The sequence below is a fragment of the Mesorhizobium sp. Root554 genome (assembly GCF_001427025.1).
In the GTDB taxonomy this organism is placed as follows: Bacteria; Pseudomonadota; Alphaproteobacteria; order Rhizobiales; family Rhizobiaceae; genus Mesorhizobium.
Genome location: NZ_LMGA01000001.1, coordinates 2634702 through 2651901, shown reverse-complemented (window position 1 = coordinate 2651901; position 17200 = coordinate 2634702). Strand labels below are relative to the sequence as shown.

The following is a 17200-nucleotide window of genomic DNA, read 5'->3' as shown; positions in this document are numbered from 1 at the left end:
GTTTAGGCCAAAAATCGGGCTACCTGACGAGGGGTTTTGTGTGCCCGGAGTTGAGTGTTAGAAGCGTTTGGGGACGGGACAAGGCAGAATGAAGACCATGGGCAAGGATACGATCGCCGGCGCGCCGCCGCGCCGGGCGGGTTCGGCGAACCCTCTCGGATCGAACTCCGAAATCGGGCGCAAGCTCAAGCAATATTATGACGAGCTGGTTTCGGACGACGTTCCCGATCGTTTCGCTCAGCTCCTGTCGCAGCTGGAGAATTCTGAACCCGCGCAGAAAAAGGACTGAAACATGTCCGTATCACCGCGCTTCAAAACCGATCTTCTCGGTTCCATTCCGTCCTTGCGGGCGTTTGCCGTCTCACTGACGCAAAATTCCGACAAGGCGGATGATCTGGTCCAGGAAACGCTGGTCAAGGCCTGGGACAAGCATGAAAGCTTTCAACCCGGCACCAATCTGAAAGCCTGGCTGTTCACGATCCTGCGCAACGAATTCTATTCGCAGATGCGCAAGCGTGGCCGTGAGGTCCAGGACAGCGAAGGCATCATGACGAGCCGCCTGGCCGTCCACCCCGCCCAGCATGGGCAGCTTGACCTGAAGGATTTTCGCGGCGCGCTGGAACAGCTTCCCGAAGACCAGCGCGAGGCGATCATCCTCATCGGAGCCTCGGGCTTTTCCTATGAGGAAGCGGCCGAGATTTGCGGATGCGCCGTTGGCACGATCAAGAGCCGCGTCAGCCGCGCCCGCACCAAGCTGCAGGACATCCTGAAGATTTCGGGCGAGGACGAGTACGGCCCGGACGCTATATCCTCCCAGGTCATGGGTTCTTCCGCCGCCTGACCCGCGGCCGGCAGCACCTTAACCAAAGCCGGCAGAAAATGCCGGACGGATGTCTCTAGCTTGCCGGCACCGAGGTGCGACCGCAGGTTGAAGCGACCGCCTCGACCAGATCTTCGCCGGAATATGGTTTCGCCACCAGTTTGACCCCTGGAAAGGCGCTCAGAAGTTCAGGGGTGTCGGAATAGCCAGAGGCGAAGACGAACGGGACCTTGTGGTCGCGCAGGGTGGCGGCGAATTCGACGGTGGAAGTGCCGTTCAGCATGAGATCGACGATGGCGACGTCAAAGGCAGCCTTGACCTGGCCGACGTCAATTTCGCTAAGATCGCGGGCAATGGAAACGTCGCTTGCGCCATGGTCACGGCACAATTGTTCGACGTCCATGGCGATAAGAAACTCGTCTTCGAGAATGAGCACGCGCAGGCCATTCAGCAAAAGGGACACTTCAACAATAACTCCTTGAAAATCAGTCTGACTCATGAACGGAATTGGCGACGCTGTCATTTAAAAAAAATGTACAGTGATTGAGACTTCGCTAAAATTCCTGGCCTGAAAAGGCTATTGAAAATCAGTATCTTAGTGAGATGATGGAAATGTCGGGCCAGAAAGACCGTGTTTTTTCCACGCGCCGATATCCGTGTGAAGAATGCCCGCTGAGGCCGCTTCCGCTTTTCCGCGAATTCGAAACGCAGGAACTGGCATTCATCAGCAAGTTCAAGAAGGGCGAGCTTGCCGCCGCCAAAGGCGCGACCGTTCTTGTCGAGGGCAGTCACAGCGCCCATCTGTTTACCGTTCTTTCGGGATGGGGTTTCCGCTACAAGCTTTTGTCCGACGGGCGCCGTCAAATCCTCAACTATGTGATGCCTGGCGATCTGATCGGCCTACAGGGCAGCATCATGGGTGAGATGCAGCATTCCATCGAGGCGCTTTCGGACATGCTTTTGTGCATGTTCCAGCGGGATGAACTGCCGGAGTTGTACCAACGGCATCCTGAGCTTGCCTATGACATAACCTGGCTGGCGTCGCGCGAGGAGCGCATGCTGGATGAGAACCTTCTCTCCATCGGCCGCCGCTCGGCGCTTGAGCGCGCCGCCTATCTGATCGCCTTCATTGCCGATCGTGCCGTCGGTGTGGGTCTCAACGGCAAAAAGCCGATCGAAATCCCCATTACCCAGCAGCATGTCGCCGATACGCTCGGTCTTTCGCTCGTGCACACCAACAAGACGATCCGCAAGCTCGTCGAACGCAAGCTGATCGTCTGGAAGGATGGCTGCGAAGTGACTGACGCCAAGGGGCTGCGCCAACTGGCGGGATGGGAAGGGCTCGGCGAAGGCAAGCGGCCTTTGATTTGATCGTTTCGTGCCTTTGTTGCCTTCTCTGCCGAAGGATTTCAAAGGAGATGATTCAATCCGGAACCTTGCCCGGCGACGGACGTTTCAACCGGCATACACAACAAGGAGTTCAGTATGGCCACTGTAGCTGGAAAGACCGTCAACGAGAGCAGGTCGACATCCGATCTGGAAGCCGACATCAAGCTGCTCAAGGCAGACATCGAAAAGCTGACCAAGCAGCTGGCCGCGACGGGGCAGCATAGCTACGGCACCGCCAAACGTGCAGCCACCGAAGGTGTGGAGCAACTGCGCGTGCAGGGTGAGGCGGCCATGGAAAGCCTTAAGAGCAATGCCCGCGATCTTGAAGAGCAGGTTCTCGCCAACGTGCGCGAAAAGCCGGTGACGTCGCTGGCGATCGCCGCAGGCGTCGGCTTCCTGTTCGCTTTGCTTTCACGCCGCTAGGATCGCGCCGAAATCATGGGAATGCTGGCAACCCTGCTTGCGGGGCTCGCTTCGGGCGAGACGGCGGCGGCGATTCAGCGCGCAAAACTGGGAGCCGTGGCCTACACGCTGGCTGCGGTATTCTTCCTTGTCGGCGCGGGGTTCTTTATTGGAGCGGCCTATATGTGGGCGGCTGTCCGCTATGGACCGATTGAAACCGCGCTTGGCTTCGGCGTTGTGTTTGTCGTGGTTGCCGGCCTTGTCGTGGTGATGTTCAAGCTTTCGGCCGGCTCCCGGTCGCGGCGGCGGGCAAGACGCCGCAAGGCGGATCTAGCAGCCGTTGGTGCAACCACCGCGCTCGCGCTGCTCCCTACGCTGCTGCGCGGGAAGGTCGGTCTGGGCGCCATCATCGGTCCGGCGATTGCGCTGGCGGCCTATGCGATTTACCGCGAAAACGTGAAACCGCCGCCCGGGCCTGACGAGGGCTGAGCTCCCGTTCGGGAGCCTGTCCGCGTAGCTCAGGCGAGCCCGTCCTCCAAGGGTATGGAAATGCGGGCGTGCACGCCTTCCGGGCGAAATTCATGCGCCACTTCGCTGGAAAGCACCTTGGCGAGGCTGCGGCGGATCAAGATTGAGCCGAAGCCGTGGCGCGCGGGCGGCGAAACCGCCGGCCCGCCATGTTCGGTCCAGGTCAGCGTCAGTTTGCGATCCTTGACGCCGCCGTGCGCTCTCCAGGCAAGTTCGACGATGCCTGTCGCCCCGGACAATGCGCCGTACTGGAGCGCGTTGTTGGATAGTTCGTGCAGGACAAGCCCCAATCCAACCGCCTGATCCGGGGTCAGGAAGATGTCGGGGCCGGAAACCTGGATGCGCTGCCCGTCTCTTGCATCGAACGGCCGCGTCTCGATCTGCACCAGTTCCCGGATGCCGATGCCACGCCATTCGCGATCCGAAAGCAGGTTATGGGCTGCACCCAAGGCCTGGAGCCTGCCGCTGAAGGCGGCAAGAAACTCACCCGGGTCGCTGGCATGACGGACCGTCTGCGTCGCCAGAGCCTGCACGGTCGCCAGCGTGTTCTTGACGCGATGGTTCAACTCGCGCAGCAGCAGGCGCTGGCGGTCGTCGCCAAGACGCCGTTCGGTGACATCGTAGTTCACGCCGAAAATAAGGGTCGGCCTGCCATCGTCGTCGCGCTCGATGACGCGGCCACGGGTAGCCAGCCATCGGGGCGGGTCGAAGCCTTTGACGCGGAATTCGCCAGAATACTGGTCTTCACCGTTCAGCGTGTCGAGAAAACGCGCTTGGGTTCCTTTGACGTCACGGCGATCCACCGCACGCAGGACCTCGCGGGCCGTCAGCCGCGTCGCGCGCGGCAGGTTCAACATCTGGGGCAGCAAGACGTCGCAATCGACCGTATTCGTCCGCACGTTCCAGACCCAACTGGCAAGCGCCGCCGCATCCAGTGCGATGGCGCGGCGTTGCTCCTCAAGTCGAAGCGCTGCCTTCGCCAAGACGCCGCTGCGACTCGAATCCTTCAGCGTGAACAGGCTGGCGGCCAGAGCCGCCATGGATTCAAGCTGCTGTAGCTGCTCGTCGGATGGCAAACCACGGGGTTCGCGATCGAGCACGCAAAGCGTTCCGATGCGGGCGCCAGCGACGATCATCGGCGCCCCGGCGTAAAAACGGATATGTTCCGCGCCCGTGACCAGCGGATTGGCAAGGAAACGGGGATCGGTCGTGGCATCGGTGACGATCATGGCTTTGTCACCCGCGGCAATGGCATGGGCGCAGAATGAAATATTGGTGTCGGTGCCGGCGCTGTCCAAGCCGACACACGACTTGAACCATTGCCGCTCGACGTCGAGAAGCGTCACCAGCGCGACCGGCGTCTTCATCAGGAAGGCGGCAAGGCTGGTGAGCCGGTCGAAATCCGCATCAGCCGTAGCGCCAAGGGTCTGAAGATCCTGGAGGACACTTAGCCTGTGTTCGTCGTCAACCGCCCGGCGTACCTTTGCGGGCAGTCCGATACCTTTACTTTCGCCCACGAAGCCCCCGGAATTTTTGGCTCTTTGCCGAAGCCGGCGCAGTCCCGCCGAGACGGCCCGGAACCTTAGCTGAGAGGAACCGTTGGTTCACAACCAACTTCCACGACGCCTCACAGCGCCGACTCCATGGAGGCCCAATATGACCAAAATCGTTTCCGATACCGATGCTCGACAGGGGCGCAGGGGACGTCAGGTCCTGATTGTTCTCATCGCCGCCCTGCTTCTGGCTTTCGCCGCATGGGGGGCAGCCGAGTTCTACGGCGAACTCATCGATGCGGGTACGCCTGCCGGCCAGGCCCAGACGCCCAACGGGTAGGCGGTGTCGGGGCTGCGGCGTGAGCATCATGCCGCTTTTGCCTTGACTGCGGCTGCCGGCACCAGAACATTCAGCGCGCGCGGATGAATCGCCAGGGCCGTTAGAGATTCAAGTTTGACCAACTCTCCATCAATGACGGCACGAGGCCTGCGGGAGGAACCGATGGCGAGCGTCGCCTTGTTGGCCTGATGGATTTCCACATGTTCGTTGTCGCGCCATTTGCCGCGCGCCATGTTGAAGAAAAACCTGACCAATTCGCCACGCTGGCGCGCCAGGGTGACATAGATGCCCAGGACGCCGCCGGCAGGGTTGTCGGCATAGGGAAGGTGGCCTTCGCCAAACAGATTGTTGGTGACGCCGATGCCGGTGGTGCGGGTTTTTATCTCGGCATCGCCGATGGTCAGCGTGACGTTCATGGCGGGGGGATTGTTTATCGTTGCCCAGGCAGCGCGAGCCGATGCCCGGATCTTGCCGAGGCGTGAGCCGAATTCCATTTTTTCGCGCAACTGCACCATCTTTGCATGCATGCCGATCGAAAACTGGTGCACGAACGGTTCGCCATTGGCCGTCGCCACATCGACTGCGATGATCTTGCCGCTGGCGAAAGCCACGATGGCCGCGTCCAGTGTCTGCGGGATTCCGAGCCCCCGCGCGAAGAGGTTCATGGTCCCGGCGGGCAGGATCGCCAGCGCCTTCTTTTTGCCCATGAGGATGGCGGCCGCGGTGGATATCGTGCCATCGCCCCCGCCGGCGAGCACGATGTCTATGTTCCGCCGTGCCGCGGCCTTGCGCAGATGCTGCTCGACCTCGCTGCCATCGACAATATCGATAACAAGCGAATGACCGGCCTGTTCGAGCACTTCGCGCATGCGTGAACTGAATGCCTGAAGATCGGTTGTGCGCAACGTGCCGCCCTCTCGGTTCAGCACCGCTGCAAATCGCATGCCCCTCGCCAAGGATACCTTTCCCCGAACAAAAACCGGCCGGAAATGGCTCCAGCCTATGCGCAAACGCGTTTTGCGACGGATGGTTCCGCAGAAAATTGAAAAAAATGCTTTGAAAATGCTGCGGCAGAATGCCCGAAAACCCGGCATTGGAAGCCGGAACAACGGCGACGCCGACACGTTGTCCACCCGTAGAAGCAGCGGCCAGCCGTGCCGCGCGCCCGATGGATTAACGGACGAGGAGAAATATCATGATACGCAAGCTATTGGCCACGACGGCCCTCGCAACGATGGTGGCAAGCGGCGCTTATGCCCAGAACGCGACGACACCGGCGCCGGCAAGTCCAGCCGCCGAAAGCGCCGCTCCCGCCGCCCCTGTCGTCCGGTCGGACGGCAGCCTGGTTTCGAATGTCATTGGCGAAGATGTCTATAATGGCAGCGGCGACGACGCTGAAAACATCGGCGAAGTGTCCGACATCGTCTTCGATAAGGACGGCAAGGCCCAATCCCTGATTATCGGTGTTGGCGGATTCCTCGGCGTTGGCTCCAAGAATGTCGCCATGGAGTTCAGCAAGCTGAAATGGACCGAAAAGAATGGCGACCGCTGGCTGGTGGCTGACACCAGCAAGGATGCGCTGACGGCGCTACCCGCATTCGACGACCGGCCTTACGAGCCGGCTCCGGCTCCGGCTCCGGCCGCGGATGGCGGTACAGCCATGGCTCCTTCGGCATCGGGCACAACTCCGGCCGCGCCTGCTGCGCCGGCGACCGACACGGCCCAGAAGGCCCCGGCCGACACCAAAGCCGCGCCGGCTGACGCCACGCCGGTCCAGCCCGCCGACGGCGCGCTGGCCAGCAACATCATGGGCGAGGATGTCTACAACGGCACCGGTGACGATGCTGAAAACATCGGCGACGTGAAGGATATCGTTCTGTCCAAGGATGGTGCAGCCGAGTCGCTGGTCATCGGCGTCGGCGGCTTCCTGGGCCTCGGCACGAAGAACGTCGCCTTCGATTACGGCAAGGCCGAATGGGCCGAGAAGGACGGCGATCGCTGGCTGGTCGTCAGCGCGACGAAGGAAGAATTGCAGGGTCTGCCGGACTTCGACCGCAAGGCTTACGATCCGGCACCGGCTGCTGCGGCGGCAGGCGAGCCCACCGCACCTTCGGCAACCGCTCCGGCTACGGCAACCAATGAAGCCACGCCTCCGGCCGCATCGGACGGCGCAGCCGCACCGGCCCCGATGGCCGCCGCGCCTGCTGAACCGAAGGCCGACGCCGATTCGGCGGACAAGACGGAAACCGCTGCGATCGACCGTTCGACGCTGACGGAAATGCCGGCTGACAAGATCAGCGCAGACACCCTCATAGGCACCAATGTCTATGGCGCCGACGATGCCGATATCGGCGAGATCAGCGATATCGTCCTGTCGGCCGACAACAAGGTGGATGCCGTGATCATGGATGTCGGCGGCTTCCTCGGCATTGGTTCGAAGTCCGTCGCGGTCGGCATGGACAATCTCAAGTTCATGTCCGACAAGGACGGCAACAACTACCTTTACACGAACCTGACCAAGGAACAGCTCGACAAGCAGGTCGCCTATGACAAGGGCAGCTATGCCGAGAAGCGCGACGAACAGCGCTTGATCGTCCAGTAAACTATCGACGTTTCAATGACGAAGCCCGCGCCGGAAACGGCGCGGGCTTTTTTTCGTCCTACAGTGCGCGCCTGGCGTCATCATTGTGAACAAAATGATCATGATTGTTCACTTTTAAAGAACAGTTCATCCTGCGTTTGGCGTCTTTCCCACCGGCCCAGGTCCTCTCATATTCGTTGCAACGGCGGCATTGGCCGCGTTTCAAGCAAATCGGCGCGGCACCGGGCGCGCCACGAGAGGAGAAGACCATGCTCGACCAGATCAAGGGGCTGCACCACGTAACGTCAATGGCCAGCGACGCCCCGCTCAACAATGATTTCTTCACGCACAAGCTGGGGCTGCGGCGGGTCAAGAAGACCGTCAATTTCGATGCGCCGGATGTCTATCACCTCTATTATGCGGATGAGTTCGGCACGCCCGGCTCGGTCATGACCTATTTCCCGTTCCCCAATATCGGCAAGGGCCGGCATGGAGTCGGCGAAGTCGGAACGACGGTGTTCTCGGTGCCGGAAGATACGCTCGGCTACTGGGAAAAGCGGCTCGCCGATAAAGGCGTCGCCGCCATCTCGCGCAGCGAGGCCTTCGGCGAAAAGCGGCTTGCTTTCGCCGGTCCGGATGGCGAGGGCTTCGCGCTTGTCGAAGACAAGTCCGACAGCCGCGCCCCCTGGGTCAAGGGCGGCGTGCCGGCCGACGAGGCGATCCGTGGTTTCCACTCCGCTTCCTTGCGATTGAAGGATGCCGGCGCTACCGAGGAACTGCTGAAATTCATGGGCTATGAGGAAGTCGATACCTCCGGAAACACCAGGCGCCTCGCCATCAAGGGCGGCAATGGCGCCGATGTCATCGACATCGAGACGCTGCCCGGCGCGCCTTTCGCGGGGCTCGGCGCGGGGTCGGTGCATCACATCGCCTTCGCGGTGGAAAACCGGGCCAAGCAGCTCGAAGTGCGCAAGGCGCTGATGGATACCGGCCATCAGGTCACGCCGGTGATCGACCGCGACTATTTCTGGGCGATCTATTTCCGCACGCCGGGCGGCGTGTTGTTCGAGGTGGCGACCAACGAACCCGGCTTCGACCGGGATGAGGACACCGCGCATCTCGGCGAGGCGCTCAAGCTGCCGGCGCAACATGCCCATTTGCGGCCCTATCTGGAGCAGCACCTCCAGCCGCTGGACGGGGGCCGGTCATGAGCGAGGACGCCTACATCCACAAGGTGCTGCCCGGTTCGCCGGGCGGCCCCATCCTTTTCGTCTTCCACGGCACCGGCGCGGACGAGACCCAGCTTGTTCCGCTCGGCCGCGATCTCGTGCCGGCGGCCGCCATCGTGTCGCCACGCGGCGACGTTTCCGAATATGGCGCGGCGCGCTTCTTCCGCCGTACCGGCGAGGGCGTCTACGACATGGGCGATCTGGCGCGCGCCACGGCGAAGATGGGCAGCTTCGTCAAGGCGCATGCGCGACCGGTGGCGGACACGACTGACGGAAAGTTTTCGGCGGTTCTCGGTCTCGGCTATTCGAACGGCGCCAACATACTGGCCTCGCTGACTTTCGCCGAACCGGACCTGTTCGACGCGGTCGTGCTGATGCATCCGCTCATTCCGTTCCAGCCGGAGATCAAGGGCAGCCTCGCGGGCAAACGCATCCTGATCACGGCCGGCCGGCACGACCCGATCTGTCCGCCCAACCTGACCGCGCGGCTGGAAGCCAATTTGCAGTCGGCCGCCGCGGATGTCACAGTGGAATGGCATGAGGGCGGGCACGAAATCCGCGCCAACGAAATCGAGGCGGCGCGGCGGTTCCTGGCTGCCCAACCGGTACAAGGAGCCTGACGATGAACGAGCAATTGCCGGAAATCACCCTGGAGGACAATGGCAGCAAGGGCCGCTATGTCCTGCGCGGCCCCGATGGCGCCGAGGCGGAGATGACCTTCACCAAGGTCGGCGAGCGCCAGATCATCATCGACCATACGGGCGTGCCGGATGCGTTCCGCGGACAGGGGGCAGGCTTGCGTCTGGTGACCCGCGCGGTCGAGGATGCGCGCGCCGCCGGCAAGACGATCATCCCGCTTTGTCCTTTCGCGGCTGCGCAGTTCCGCCGCCATGAGGAATGGGCGGACGTGCTGAAGCGATAGCGGAACCGGCTGGCCGGCAGCGCATTGGACGGAAAGAAACACGGAAGTAAGCCATGGACATGCAGGCAGAGATTCGCCGGGAAGAGGCAGACGGGAAGGGCCGTTACATCCTTGCCACCGCAGATGGGCAGGACGCCTATCTCACCTATGTGCGCAGCAGCCCGGACCACATCGCCATCGACTACAGCTTCGTGCCGCCGTCGGCGCGGGGCCGTGGCGTCGCCGCCATGCTGGTGCTGCGTGCCGTTCAGGATGCGCGCGAAAGCGGTACGTCGATCACGCCTGTCTGCGGCTATGTGGCTGCCGAGTTCCGCCGTCACAAGGACTGGCAGGACGTGCTGGCGCAGTAAGCCCGTCGCGCCAGTCTATCGAGTTATCAGGTTTTCCGGTCCGCTCAGCTTGCGTAACGCGCAAGGCTGAGCGCATCCGCGTCGATATCCGGTGCGCGGCCAGAGACGATGTCGCTCAGGACGCGGGCCGAGCCGCAAGCCATGGTCCAGCCCAGCGTGCCGTGGCCGGTGTTCAGATAAAGGTTCGGAAATTTTGAAGCGCCGATGATCGGCGGTCCGTCCGGCGTCATCGGCCGCAAGCCGCACCAGAAGGACGCGGCTGCAAGGTCCCCGGCGCCGGGGAAAAGATCGCCTACTGAATGTTCGAGCGTTTTGCGCCGCGCGTCGTGCAGCCGCATGTCATAGCCGGAGATCTCGGCGGTGCCGCCGACGCGGATGCGGTTGCCCAGCCGGGTGATCGCCACCTTGTAGCTTTCGTCCATGACGGTCGAGACAGGCGCCTTGGCCGCATCAGTGATCGGCACCGTGATCGAATAGCCCTTGACCGGATAAAGCGGGATCGGCTGGCCGATGCGGCGCATCCAGATCGGCGAATAGCTGCCCATGGCCATGATGTAGGCGTCCGCGGTGCGGGTCCCGGCGCTGGTGTCGCAGCCGCTGATGCGGCCCTGCTCAGTGCCTATTGTGTTGAGGGTGACGCCATATTCGAATTTGACGCCTCGGTCGGTGGCCATGGCCGCCAGCCTGTCGGTGAACAGCTTGCAGTCGCCTGTCTCGTCGCCGGGCAGCCGCAGGCCGCCGACGAATTTGTCCCGCACCGCGGCCAGACCCGGCTCGGCGCCGATACAGCCGGCGGGTTCCAGCACTTCGTAGGGCACGCCGTAGTGCTTCAGCACCTCGACATCGCCGCCGACGCTGTCGAGTTGTTTTTGCGTGCGGAAAAGTTGCAGCGTGCCTTGCGCGCGCTCGTCATAGCGGATGCCGGTTGCGGCGCGCAGCGCCTTCAGCGTGTCGCGGCTGTATTCGGCCAGCGGCACCATCCGGGCTTTGTTCACCGCGTAGCGGGCCGAGGTGCAGTTGGCCAGCATGCGGACCAGCCAGTTCCACATATGCGGATCGAAGGCTGGACGCACGACCAGCGGGCCATGCTTCATCAAAAGCCATTTGACCGCCTTGAGCGGCACGCCGGGGCCGGCCCAAGGCGAGGAGTAGCCGGGCGAAACCTCGCCGGCATTGGCGAAGCTGGTCTCCAGCGCCGGTCCAGGCTGACGGTCGATGACCGTGACCTCATGGCCGGCTTCGGCCAGGTAATAGGCAGATGTGACGCCGATGACGCCGCTGCCGAGGATCAGGACCTTCATGACGTCTCTCCTCCCAGATACCGCCGGTGGAAGCGGTGGCCGAGACCGGTAAGGATTTCGTAGCCGATCGTGCCGGCGATGGCAGCGATGTCATCAACGCTTTGCGACGGCCCGATCAGTTCGACGAGATCGCCCCGCTGCAACCGGTCCGGCGGCAGCGCCGAAATGTCGATGACGATCATGTCCATGGAGACGCGGCCAACAAAGGGCAGGCGCACGCCGTCGATAAAAGCCGCCGCCGAAACGCGACGCTGCCAGCCGTCGGCATAGCCGATGGAAAGCGTGGCAAGCCGCATCGGGCCGGGCGCGGTGAAGGCATGTCCATAACCGACGCCGGTTCCGGCCGGCAGGTTGCGGGTCTGGATCACCTTCGCGTCCAGGCGCACAACCGGCAGCATGGGATTTTCTAATACTGGGGTCGGATTGACGCCGTAAAGCGCGACGCCCAGCCGGGCGAGGTCCATACGCCAGGGCGGTTCGAGGAACGCGCCGGAAGAATTCGCAAGCGAAGCCGGAGCCTCGGGCAGCAGCCGGCGCAGGCGCTCGAATTCCAGAAGCTGAGCCCGGTTCGCCGGATGCGAAGGCTCATCGGCGCAGGCGAGATGGCTCATCACCAGAACGATGTCGATGCCCTCGAAGGCTTTGGAATCTGCCGCAACCGCTTCGACCTCCTGCGGGGTCATGCCGAGGCGCGACATGCCGCTGTCTACCTGCAGAGCGGCGGGTAGAGTGCGTCCAGCTCTGGCGGCAGCGCCGCGCCATGCCTGCAACTCGAGGCCGCTGTTCAGGACGGGGATCAGTCCGGCTGCAAGGATTTCCGTGTCTGCGTCGGGCGGAATGCCATTCAGCACATGGATTACGGGACCATAGCCAAGCGCTTCACGCAGGGCGGCCCCCTCGCTGACATGGGCGACGAAGAAGCTGTCGCAGCCTTCCGCCATCAAGGCCTTCGCCACTGGGATCGCACCCAGGCCATAGCCGTCCGCCTTGACGACCGCGGCGCAGCGCATGCCGCCGAGCCTTGCCTTCAGCCGGCGATAATTCTCGCGCAGCGCGCCGAGATCGATGGTCAGGATTGCGCCGGCGGCGGCAAGGCTCGGCGTCCGGTCGTCAACCGATCTCGCGAAACTCCCGTTCACCCGCCAACCTCGTGCATTTCCCGCCTCGACACAACCGTGCTTCTAGCATGGATATGGCGCACGATCCTCTGCCATTGGCTGTCGAATATCGCGTATCGTGCGAATTTCCGGACGGAAAACAGAGCTTCCTGCACGATATCGCCATCTCGTCAGGCGAGGTGGCGAAATGCCTCGATAACCTCTTCATAAACCTTGCGCTTGAAGGGCACGATCAGGCCGGGCAGGTCGTCCAGCGGGTGCCAGGCCCATTCGTCGAATTCGGCTTTGTGGCCGCCCGGCGGTGGCGCGATGCGGATTTCGCTTTCGTCGCCGTGGAAGCGGAAGGCGAACCACTTCTGTGTCTGGCCGCGATATTTGCCTTTGAAAGCGACACCCATCAGATCCGGCGGCAGATCGTAGTTGATCCAGTGTGGAATCTCGCCGAGCAGCTTGAGGCTTTCCATGCCGGTTTCCTCGAGGATTTCCCGCCATGCGGCCTCGATCGGCTCCTCGCCCTTGTCGATGCCGCCTTGCGGCAACTGCCACAAAAGGTCGATGCCGGTGAACTCGCTATCCGGCTCGGCAATGCGGTGCCCCGCCCAGGCGTACCCCTTGTCGTTCAGGATCAGCATGCCGACGCAGCGCCGGTAAGGAACGCCCTCGGGATCGAACTTCTTTTTCTTGTCGGCTGCCATGGAGGACCTCGGGGTATCTGGTTTGTTCAATGCTTGCGGGATAGCTGCTTCGTCGCGGCCTCAAGTCCGGTGAGGGTGAGCGGGAACATGCGGCCTCCGAACAGGTCGCGGATCATGCCGATGGAATGGGTGTAGTTCCAGTGTTTCTCGCCGGTCGGGTTAAGCCACACGGCGTTCGGCCAGTGCGCCATGACCCGCCCGAGCCAGACCGCGCCGGCTTCGGCGTTCCAGTGCTCGACCGATCCGCCCGCATAGGCGATTTCATAGGGGCTCATGGCGGCGTCGCCGACGAAAATCACCTTGTAGTCAGGTCCGTATTTATGAATCAGGTCGAAGGTGGACAGCGTCTCGGCATGACGCCGGCGGTTGTCCTTCCAGACGCCCTCGTAAAGGCAATTGTGAAAGTAGAAATATTCGAGCTGCCGGAACTCGGTGCGGGCGGCTGAAAACAGCTCCTCAACCACCTTGATGTGGTCATCCATCGATCCGCCGACATCGAAGAACATCAGGAGCTTCACGGCGTTGCGCCGCTCCGGCCGCGTGCGCACGTCGAGATAGCCATGCTCGGCAGTGGCGTGGATGGTGCCGGGCAGGTCGAATTCCTCCTCGGCGCCCTCGCGCACCCAGCGGCGCAAGCGCTTGAGCGCGACCTTGATGTTGCGGGTGCCGAGCTCGACGGAATCGTCGAAATTTCGAAACTCGCGTTTGTCCCACACTTTCACGGCGCGGCGATGGCGGCTTTCGTGCTGGCCGATGCGGACGCCTTCGGGATTGTAACCATAGGCGCCGAAGGGCGAGGTGCCAGCGGTGCCGATCCATTTCGAGCCGCCCTGATGCCGGCCCTTCTGTTCTTCCAGCCGTTGCTTGAGCGTCTCCATCAGCTTGTCAAAGCCGCCCAGCGCCTCGACCAGCTTTTTCTCCTCTTCCGACAGGTGCTTTTCGGCCAGCCGGCGCAGCCATTCCTCCGGAATCTCGACAGTCTCGATACTGTCCTGCCCCGACAACGCCTCGACGCCCTTGAAAGCGCGGGCGAAGACCTGGTCGAAGCGGTCAATGTGACGCTCGTCCTTCACCAGGGCCGAACGGGCGAGGTAGTAGAATCCCTCCACATCATAGTCGACAAGCCCGGTCTCCAGACCTTCGAGCAGAGCCAGATATTCCCGCAGCGAAACGGGGATTCTGGCTGCTTTCAGGTCGAGGAAGAAGGGAATGAACATGAACTACCCGCCGCGCCAGGATTCGATTCCTGTGGCCGAGCGAGCCAGCATGAGGCCTACAAACATCGCAGGCAGGAAAGTCAACACACCGGGGGCCGTCAGGCCTAGAGCAGTGAGCGCCGGTCCGGGGCATAAGCCACCCAAACCCCACCCGATGCCAAAGATGGCCGCACCGGCAAATAGCCGGCGGTCCAGGTCTTTTCTCGTCGGCAGGTGGAACACCGAATCCATCAGCGGCCGTTTTCTTTTCAGTACCAGACGGTAGCCGACAAGGGCGACGACAACCGCGCCGCCCATGACAAAGGCCAGCGACGGATCCCACGGGCCGAACGGATCGAGGAAATTGAGAACTTTGGCAGGGTTGGACATTCCGGAAACGACCAGCCCGATGCCGAACAGTAATCCAACCAACAGGTTGACCAGAAAAGACATGGTCAGAGCCCCACCATGTGCCTGGTCACAAACACAGTCGCGAATCCAGCAAGCATGAATGTGATCGTGGCCACGACCGAGCGCAGGGACAGACGGGAGATACCGCAGACGCCATGACCGCTGGTGCAGCCGCCTCCCAAGCCTGCTCCGAAACCCACCAGCAGACCCGCAAGCGCCATGAGCGGCAGGTTGGCCGAAATATCCTGCCGGAGGGAGGCGCCTGTCACAGCCATGACGGCGAACGGCGCAAGGACCAGCCCGGCGACAAAACCGAGGGCAGGCAGGACAGGGCGGCCAATATAAGGCGGAAGCAACCGTGCGGCGATGCCGCTGATCCCGGCGATCCGCCCCTCGAAAGCCATCAGCAACACGACAGACAGCCCAATCAGCGCGCCGCCGGCGAGAGATGCGAAAGGTGTGAACTCGGTCATGGGTTATCCGATACAAGAGGTTGCTTCATAGCAGATCGTATTCGATGAAACCTGTCCTGCGCGCCACGCGGTCGTACAATTTCCGCGCGGTGGCGTTGGTTTCGTGCGTCATCCAGTAGACATTGGTGACGCCGATCTTCGCCGCTTCCTGCCGCACAGCCTCGATCAGCGCGGCGCCGACGCCCCTGCCGCGGATTTCAGGGTCGGCAAACAGATCCTGCAGGTAGCAATTGTTGACCAGCGACCAGCAGGAGCGATGATACATGTAGTGCGTCAGGCCGACCGGTTTGCCTTCGAGCAGGGCGATGAAGCCTTTCGGCTCGAACTCGCCCGGCGTGAACAGCCGCTGCCAGGTCGAGACGTAGACCTCTTCCGTTACGGTCGCCTCATAGAAGGTCAGATAAGCGGTCCATAGCCGGCGCCACGCGGCGTGGTCGGTTTGCACCAACGGACGGACAGCAACGATCATGACAGAATCCCGATGAATATTTTCGACACTGTCGCTGCCCTGACCGCGCAAGGCAAGACAGGGCTTCGGCTCGGCTCTTCAGCCTTCCCAGACTTTCTCGAAGGTAAATCCGGTCAGACCGGATTTGGTGATGGCGCTCACGGCCTCGCCGGTCAGATAGACACCGCCTCTGGGCATTTGCTTCAATTTGAAAACGGGTCCCGCCTGCGCCACCGACGGCAGAAATTCGTGGCGCACTATGTCCAGTATGTCTGGTCCGGGTGAAAAGCGAACGATCTCGGACCGGTTTTCGTCGAGAACATCGGCAAGGTTGTGGACGTGGACATAGGACAGGCGCGGATAGGGCGTGCAGGCGACAGGCACGTACTGTGCCGCACGACCAAAAACCGGTCGCAGCCGCGCGCGGGCCGGAGCCTTTATCACAAAGCCGTGGCTGCCCATCCAGGGCGCATCGACGGCGTCGCGAGGGCCGTCATCGTCCTGCGCTATATGGATGGCACGGATCGGCCAGTTCCACCATGGGATGCGTCTCGATCCGGCGGCGAGCATTTTTTCGAGCTGCCGGTGGTCATCGACTGTTACCCACTCGCAGCCTACGGGCACCGTCGGCACAAAGACTTCCATGGCTGTATCCGACTATGCCTGCCGTTTCGCCAGGAACGCGAGGCGCTCAAATAGATGCACGTCCTGCTCGTTCTTGAGCAGCGCGCCATGCAGCTTCGGCAAGGCATTCTTGGGGTCGGCGCGCAGGTCGGCGGGGTCGATGTCGTCGGCGACGAGCAGGCGTATCCAGTCGAGCGCCTCGGAGGTCGACGGTTTCTTCTTCAGGCCGGCGACGTCGCGGATCTCGTAGAACTGGGTCAGCGCGGCACGCACCAGATCCTGCTTGATGCCCGGATAGTGGACCTCGACGATGCGCGACAGCGTGTCGGCGTCAGGGAAGCGGATGTAGTGGAAGAAGCAGCGGCGCAGGAAGGCATCCGGCAGTTCCTTCTCATTGTTGGAGGTGATGATGACGATGGGGCGGACATCCGCCCGGATCGTCTCTCCCGTCTCGTAGACGAAGAACTCCATCCTATCGAGTTCCTGCAGGAGGTCGTTGGGAAACTCGATGTCGGCCTTGTCGATCTCGTCGATCAGAAGCACGACCTTGCGGCCGGCGGCGAAAGCCTCCCACAGCTTGCCGCGCTTGATGTAGTTGGCGATGTCGTTGAAGCGTTCGTCGCCCAGCTGGCTGTCGCGCAGGCGGGAGACGGCGTCGTATTCATAGAGGCCCTGCTGGGCGCGCGTGGTTGATTTGACGTGCCATTCGATCAGGTCGAGACCGAGCGCCGCCGCCACTTGTCTGGCCAGTTCGGTCTTGCCCGTACCCGGCTCGCCCTTGACCAGCAGCGGGCGCTCCAGCGCGATCGACGCATTCACCGCCACCATCAGATCCTTGTCGGCGATATAGGCCGACGTACCTTCGAACCGCATCCAGAAC

Annotated in this window: 23 protein-coding genes; 11 read left to right on the top strand and 12 right to left on the bottom strand. The window is 62.2% G+C overall.

The window, feature by feature from the left end; genetic code table 11:
* Positions 1 to 88 precede the first annotated feature (88 nt).
* Positions 89 to 289 carry a NepR family anti-sigma factor gene (locus ASD44_RS12990; protein ID WP_056112600.1) on the top strand — a complete coding sequence of 67 codons (201 nt, stop codon included), beginning with the start codon at positions 89 to 91 and terminating at the stop codon, positions 287 to 289.
* 3 nt (positions 290 to 292) lie between these two features.
* On the top strand, positions 293 to 841 hold the full coding sequence (locus ASD44_RS12985; RefSeq protein WP_056112597.1) for a sigma-70 family RNA polymerase sigma factor: 549 nt from the start codon (positions 293 to 295) through the stop codon (positions 839 to 841).
* Positions 842 to 896: 55 nt separating this feature from the next.
* Here the strand turns inward: ASD44_RS12985 and ASD44_RS12980 are convergent, their stop codons facing one another.
* A complete protein-coding gene (locus ASD44_RS12980; RefSeq protein ID WP_244480485.1) occupies positions 897 to 1283 on the bottom strand; it encodes a response regulator in 387 nt (128 codons plus the stop codon).
* Between the two features lie 149 nt (positions 1284 to 1432).
* On the opposite strand from ASD44_RS12980, the gene ASD44_RS12975 reads away from it, so the two are divergent.
* The 3 genes from ASD44_RS12975 (at position 1433) to ASD44_RS12965 (ending at position 3100) form a co-directional block, all read left to right on the top strand.
* The gene (locus ASD44_RS12975) at positions 1433 to 2191 is read left to right on the top strand and encodes a Crp/Fnr family transcriptional regulator (RefSeq protein ID WP_056116122.1); all 759 of its coding nucleotides are present in this window, start codon (positions 1433 to 1435) and stop codon (positions 2189 to 2191) included.
* Between the two features lie 114 nt (positions 2192 to 2305).
* Positions 2306 to 2632, top strand: coding sequence for a DUF883 family protein (locus tag ASD44_RS12970; protein WP_056112594.1), 327 nt, complete (start codon positions 2306 to 2308; stop codon positions 2630 to 2632).
* A 15-nt stretch (positions 2633 to 2647) separates the two neighbouring features.
* Positions 2648 to 3100 (top strand): hypothetical protein, encoded by a 453-nt coding sequence (locus ASD44_RS12965; RefSeq protein WP_056112590.1) that lies wholly within the window; start codon positions 2648 to 2650, stop codon positions 3098 to 3100.
* 29 nt (positions 3101 to 3129) lie between these two features.
* Here ASD44_RS12965 and ASD44_RS12960 read toward each other — a convergent pair whose 3' ends face one another.
* Positions 3130 to 4656: an HWE histidine kinase domain-containing protein gene (locus ASD44_RS12960; protein ID WP_156459843.1), complete on the bottom strand. Its 1527-nt coding sequence runs from the start codon at positions 4654 to 4656 to the stop codon at positions 3130 to 3132.
* 139 nt (positions 4657 to 4795) lie between these two features.
* On the opposite strand from ASD44_RS12960, the gene ASD44_RS18595 reads away from it, so the two are divergent.
* A complete protein-coding gene (locus tag ASD44_RS18595; protein ID WP_200946419.1) occupies positions 4796 to 4972 on the top strand; it encodes a hypothetical protein in 177 nt (58 codons plus the stop codon).
* A 26-nt stretch (positions 4973 to 4998) separates the two neighbouring features.
* On the opposite strand, the gene ASD44_RS12955 is transcribed toward ASD44_RS18595, so the two are convergent.
* Complete coding sequence (locus ASD44_RS12955) at positions 4999 to 5916, bottom strand: diacylglycerol kinase family protein (RefSeq protein WP_056112587.1); 918 nt, start codon at positions 5914 to 5916, stop codon at positions 4999 to 5001.
* 251 nt (positions 5917 to 6167) lie between these two features.
* Here ASD44_RS12955 and ASD44_RS12950 point away from each other — a divergent pair, with 251 nt between their 5' ends.
* The 5 genes from ASD44_RS12950 to ASD44_RS12930 all read left to right on the top strand — a co-directional run bounded on the left by ASD44_RS12950 (position 6168) and on the right by ASD44_RS12930 (position 10054).
* A complete protein-coding gene (locus ASD44_RS12950) occupies positions 6168 to 7574 on the top strand; it encodes a PRC-barrel domain-containing protein (protein WP_056112584.1) in 1407 nt (468 codons plus the stop codon).
* Positions 7575 to 7822: 248 nt separating this feature from the next.
* Positions 7823 to 8764, top strand: a complete 942-nt coding sequence (locus ASD44_RS12945) for a VOC family protein (protein ID WP_056116117.1) — start codon at positions 7823 to 7825, stop codon at positions 8762 to 8764.
* Complete coding sequence (locus ASD44_RS12940) at positions 8761 to 9402, top strand: alpha/beta hydrolase (protein ID WP_056112581.1); 642 nt, start codon at positions 8761 to 8763, stop codon at positions 9400 to 9402. The genes ASD44_RS12945 and ASD44_RS12940 overlap by 4 nt, the downstream gene beginning before the upstream one ends.
* A 2-nt stretch (positions 9403 to 9404) precedes the next feature.
* Positions 9405 to 9704 carry a GNAT family N-acetyltransferase gene (locus ASD44_RS12935; RefSeq protein WP_056112578.1) on the top strand — a complete coding sequence of 100 codons (300 nt, stop codon included), beginning with the start codon at positions 9405 to 9407 and terminating at the stop codon, positions 9702 to 9704.
* A gap of 53 nt (positions 9705 to 9757) precedes the next feature.
* On the top strand, positions 9758 to 10054 hold the full coding sequence (locus ASD44_RS12930) for a GNAT family N-acetyltransferase (RefSeq protein ID WP_244478772.1): 297 nt from the start codon (positions 9758 to 9760) through the stop codon (positions 10052 to 10054).
* Positions 10055 to 10098: 44 nt separating this feature from the next.
* Here ASD44_RS12930 and ASD44_RS12925 read toward each other — a convergent pair whose 3' ends face one another.
* From ASD44_RS12925 to ASD44_RS12885, 9 genes are all read right to left on the bottom strand, one after another.
* Positions 10099 to 11355 (bottom strand): D-amino acid dehydrogenase, encoded by a 1257-nt coding sequence (locus ASD44_RS12925; protein ID WP_056112577.1) that lies wholly within the window; start codon positions 11353 to 11355, stop codon positions 10099 to 10101.
* Positions 11352 to 12494: an alanine racemase gene (gene alr, locus ASD44_RS12920; protein ID WP_056112572.1), complete on the bottom strand. Its 1143-nt coding sequence runs from the start codon at positions 12492 to 12494 to the stop codon at positions 11352 to 11354. The genes ASD44_RS12925 and alr overlap by 4 nt, the downstream gene beginning before the upstream one ends.
* A gap of 149 nt (positions 12495 to 12643) precedes the next feature.
* Positions 12644 to 13168, bottom strand: coding sequence for an RNA pyrophosphohydrolase (locus tag ASD44_RS12915; RefSeq protein ID WP_056112569.1), 525 nt, complete (start codon positions 13166 to 13168; stop codon positions 12644 to 12646).
* A 26-nt stretch (positions 13169 to 13194) separates the two neighbouring features.
* Entirely contained in the window at positions 13195 to 14385 is a 1191-nt protein-coding gene (locus ASD44_RS12910) for a VWA domain-containing protein (protein ID WP_056112566.1), read from the bottom strand.
* Positions 14386 to 14388: 3 nt separating this feature from the next.
* Positions 14389 to 14817, bottom strand: a complete 429-nt coding sequence (locus ASD44_RS12905; protein ID WP_056112563.1) for a YeeE/YedE family protein — start codon at positions 14815 to 14817, stop codon at positions 14389 to 14391.
* A 2-nt stretch (positions 14818 to 14819) separates the two neighbouring features.
* The gene (locus ASD44_RS12900) at positions 14820 to 15248 is read right to left on the bottom strand and encodes a YeeE/YedE thiosulfate transporter family protein (protein ID WP_056112561.1); all 429 of its coding nucleotides are present in this window, start codon (positions 15246 to 15248) and stop codon (positions 14820 to 14822) included.
* Positions 15249 to 15273: 25 nt separating this feature from the next.
* Complete coding sequence (locus ASD44_RS12895) at positions 15274 to 15717, bottom strand: GNAT family N-acetyltransferase (RefSeq protein ID WP_056112559.1); 444 nt, start codon at positions 15715 to 15717, stop codon at positions 15274 to 15276.
* Between the two features lie 78 nt (positions 15718 to 15795).
* Positions 15796 to 16341: a hypothetical protein gene (locus ASD44_RS12890; protein WP_056112556.1), complete on the bottom strand. Its 546-nt coding sequence runs from the start codon at positions 16339 to 16341 to the stop codon at positions 15796 to 15798.
* A 12-nt stretch (positions 16342 to 16353) separates the two neighbouring features.
* A complete protein-coding gene (locus ASD44_RS12885; protein WP_056112554.1) occupies positions 16354 to 17193 on the bottom strand; it encodes a MoxR family ATPase in 840 nt (279 codons plus the stop codon).
* Positions 17194 to 17200 lie beyond the last annotated feature (7 nt).

Excerpts from the sequence above, each read along its gene's own strand:
- ASD44_RS12940 (WP_056112581.1), top strand. The coding sequence starts at position 8,761 with ATGAGCGAGGACGCCTACATCCACAAGGTGCTGCCCGGTTCGCCGGGC.
- ASD44_RS12915 (WP_056112569.1), bottom strand. The coding sequence starts at position 13,168 with ATGGCAGCCGACAAGAAAAAGAAGTTCGATCCCGAGGGCGTTCCTTAC.
- ASD44_RS12990 (WP_056112600.1), top strand. The coding sequence starts at position 89 with ATGAAGACCATGGGCAAGGATACGATCGCCGGCGCGCCGCCGCGCCGG.
- ASD44_RS12985 (WP_056112597.1), top strand. The coding sequence starts at position 293 with ATGTCCGTATCACCGCGCTTCAAAACCGATCTTCTCGGTTCCATTCCG.
- ASD44_RS12900 (WP_056112561.1), bottom strand. The coding sequence starts at position 15,248 with ATGACCGAGTTCACACCTTTCGCATCTCTCGCCGGCGGCGCGCTGATT.
- ASD44_RS12935 (WP_056112578.1), top strand. The coding sequence starts at position 9,405 with ATGAACGAGCAATTGCCGGAAATCACCCTGGAGGACAATGGCAGCAAG.
- ASD44_RS12930 (WP_244478772.1), top strand. The coding sequence starts at position 9,758 with ATGGACATGCAGGCAGAGATTCGCCGGGAAGAGGCAGACGGGAAGGGC.
- ASD44_RS12945 (WP_056116117.1), top strand. The coding sequence starts at position 7,823 with ATGCTCGACCAGATCAAGGGGCTGCACCACGTAACGTCAATGGCCAGC.
- ASD44_RS18595 (WP_200946419.1), top strand. The coding sequence starts at position 4,796 with ATGACCAAAATCGTTTCCGATACCGATGCTCGACAGGGGCGCAGGGGA.
- ASD44_RS12885 (WP_056112554.1), bottom strand. The coding sequence starts at position 17,193 with ATGCGGTTCGAAGGTACGTCGGCCTATATCGCCGACAAGGATCTGATG.
- ASD44_RS12910 (WP_056112566.1), bottom strand. The coding sequence starts at position 14,385 with ATGTTCATTCCCTTCTTCCTCGACCTGAAAGCAGCCAGAATCCCCGTT.
- ASD44_RS12970 (WP_056112594.1), top strand. The coding sequence starts at position 2,306 with ATGGCCACTGTAGCTGGAAAGACCGTCAACGAGAGCAGGTCGACATCC.
- ASD44_RS12975 (WP_056116122.1), top strand. The coding sequence starts at position 1,433 with ATGTCGGGCCAGAAAGACCGTGTTTTTTCCACGCGCCGATATCCGTGT.
- ASD44_RS12965 (WP_056112590.1), top strand. The coding sequence starts at position 2,648 with ATGGGAATGCTGGCAACCCTGCTTGCGGGGCTCGCTTCGGGCGAGACG.
- ASD44_RS12925 (WP_056112577.1), bottom strand. The coding sequence starts at position 11,355 with ATGAAGGTCCTGATCCTCGGCAGCGGCGTCATCGGCGTCACATCTGCC.
- ASD44_RS12950 (WP_056112584.1), top strand. The coding sequence starts at position 6,168 with ATGATACGCAAGCTATTGGCCACGACGGCCCTCGCAACGATGGTGGCA.
- ASD44_RS12890 (WP_056112556.1), bottom strand. The coding sequence starts at position 16,341 with ATGGAAGTCTTTGTGCCGACGGTGCCCGTAGGCTGCGAGTGGGTAACA.
- ASD44_RS12955 (WP_056112587.1), bottom strand. The coding sequence starts at position 5,916 with ATGCGATTTGCAGCGGTGCTGAACCGAGAGGGCGGCACGTTGCGCACA.
- ASD44_RS12895 (WP_056112559.1), bottom strand. The coding sequence starts at position 15,717 with ATGATCGTTGCTGTCCGTCCGTTGGTGCAAACCGACCACGCCGCGTGG.
- ASD44_RS12905 (WP_056112563.1), bottom strand. The coding sequence starts at position 14,817 with ATGTCTTTTCTGGTCAACCTGTTGGTTGGATTACTGTTCGGCATCGGG.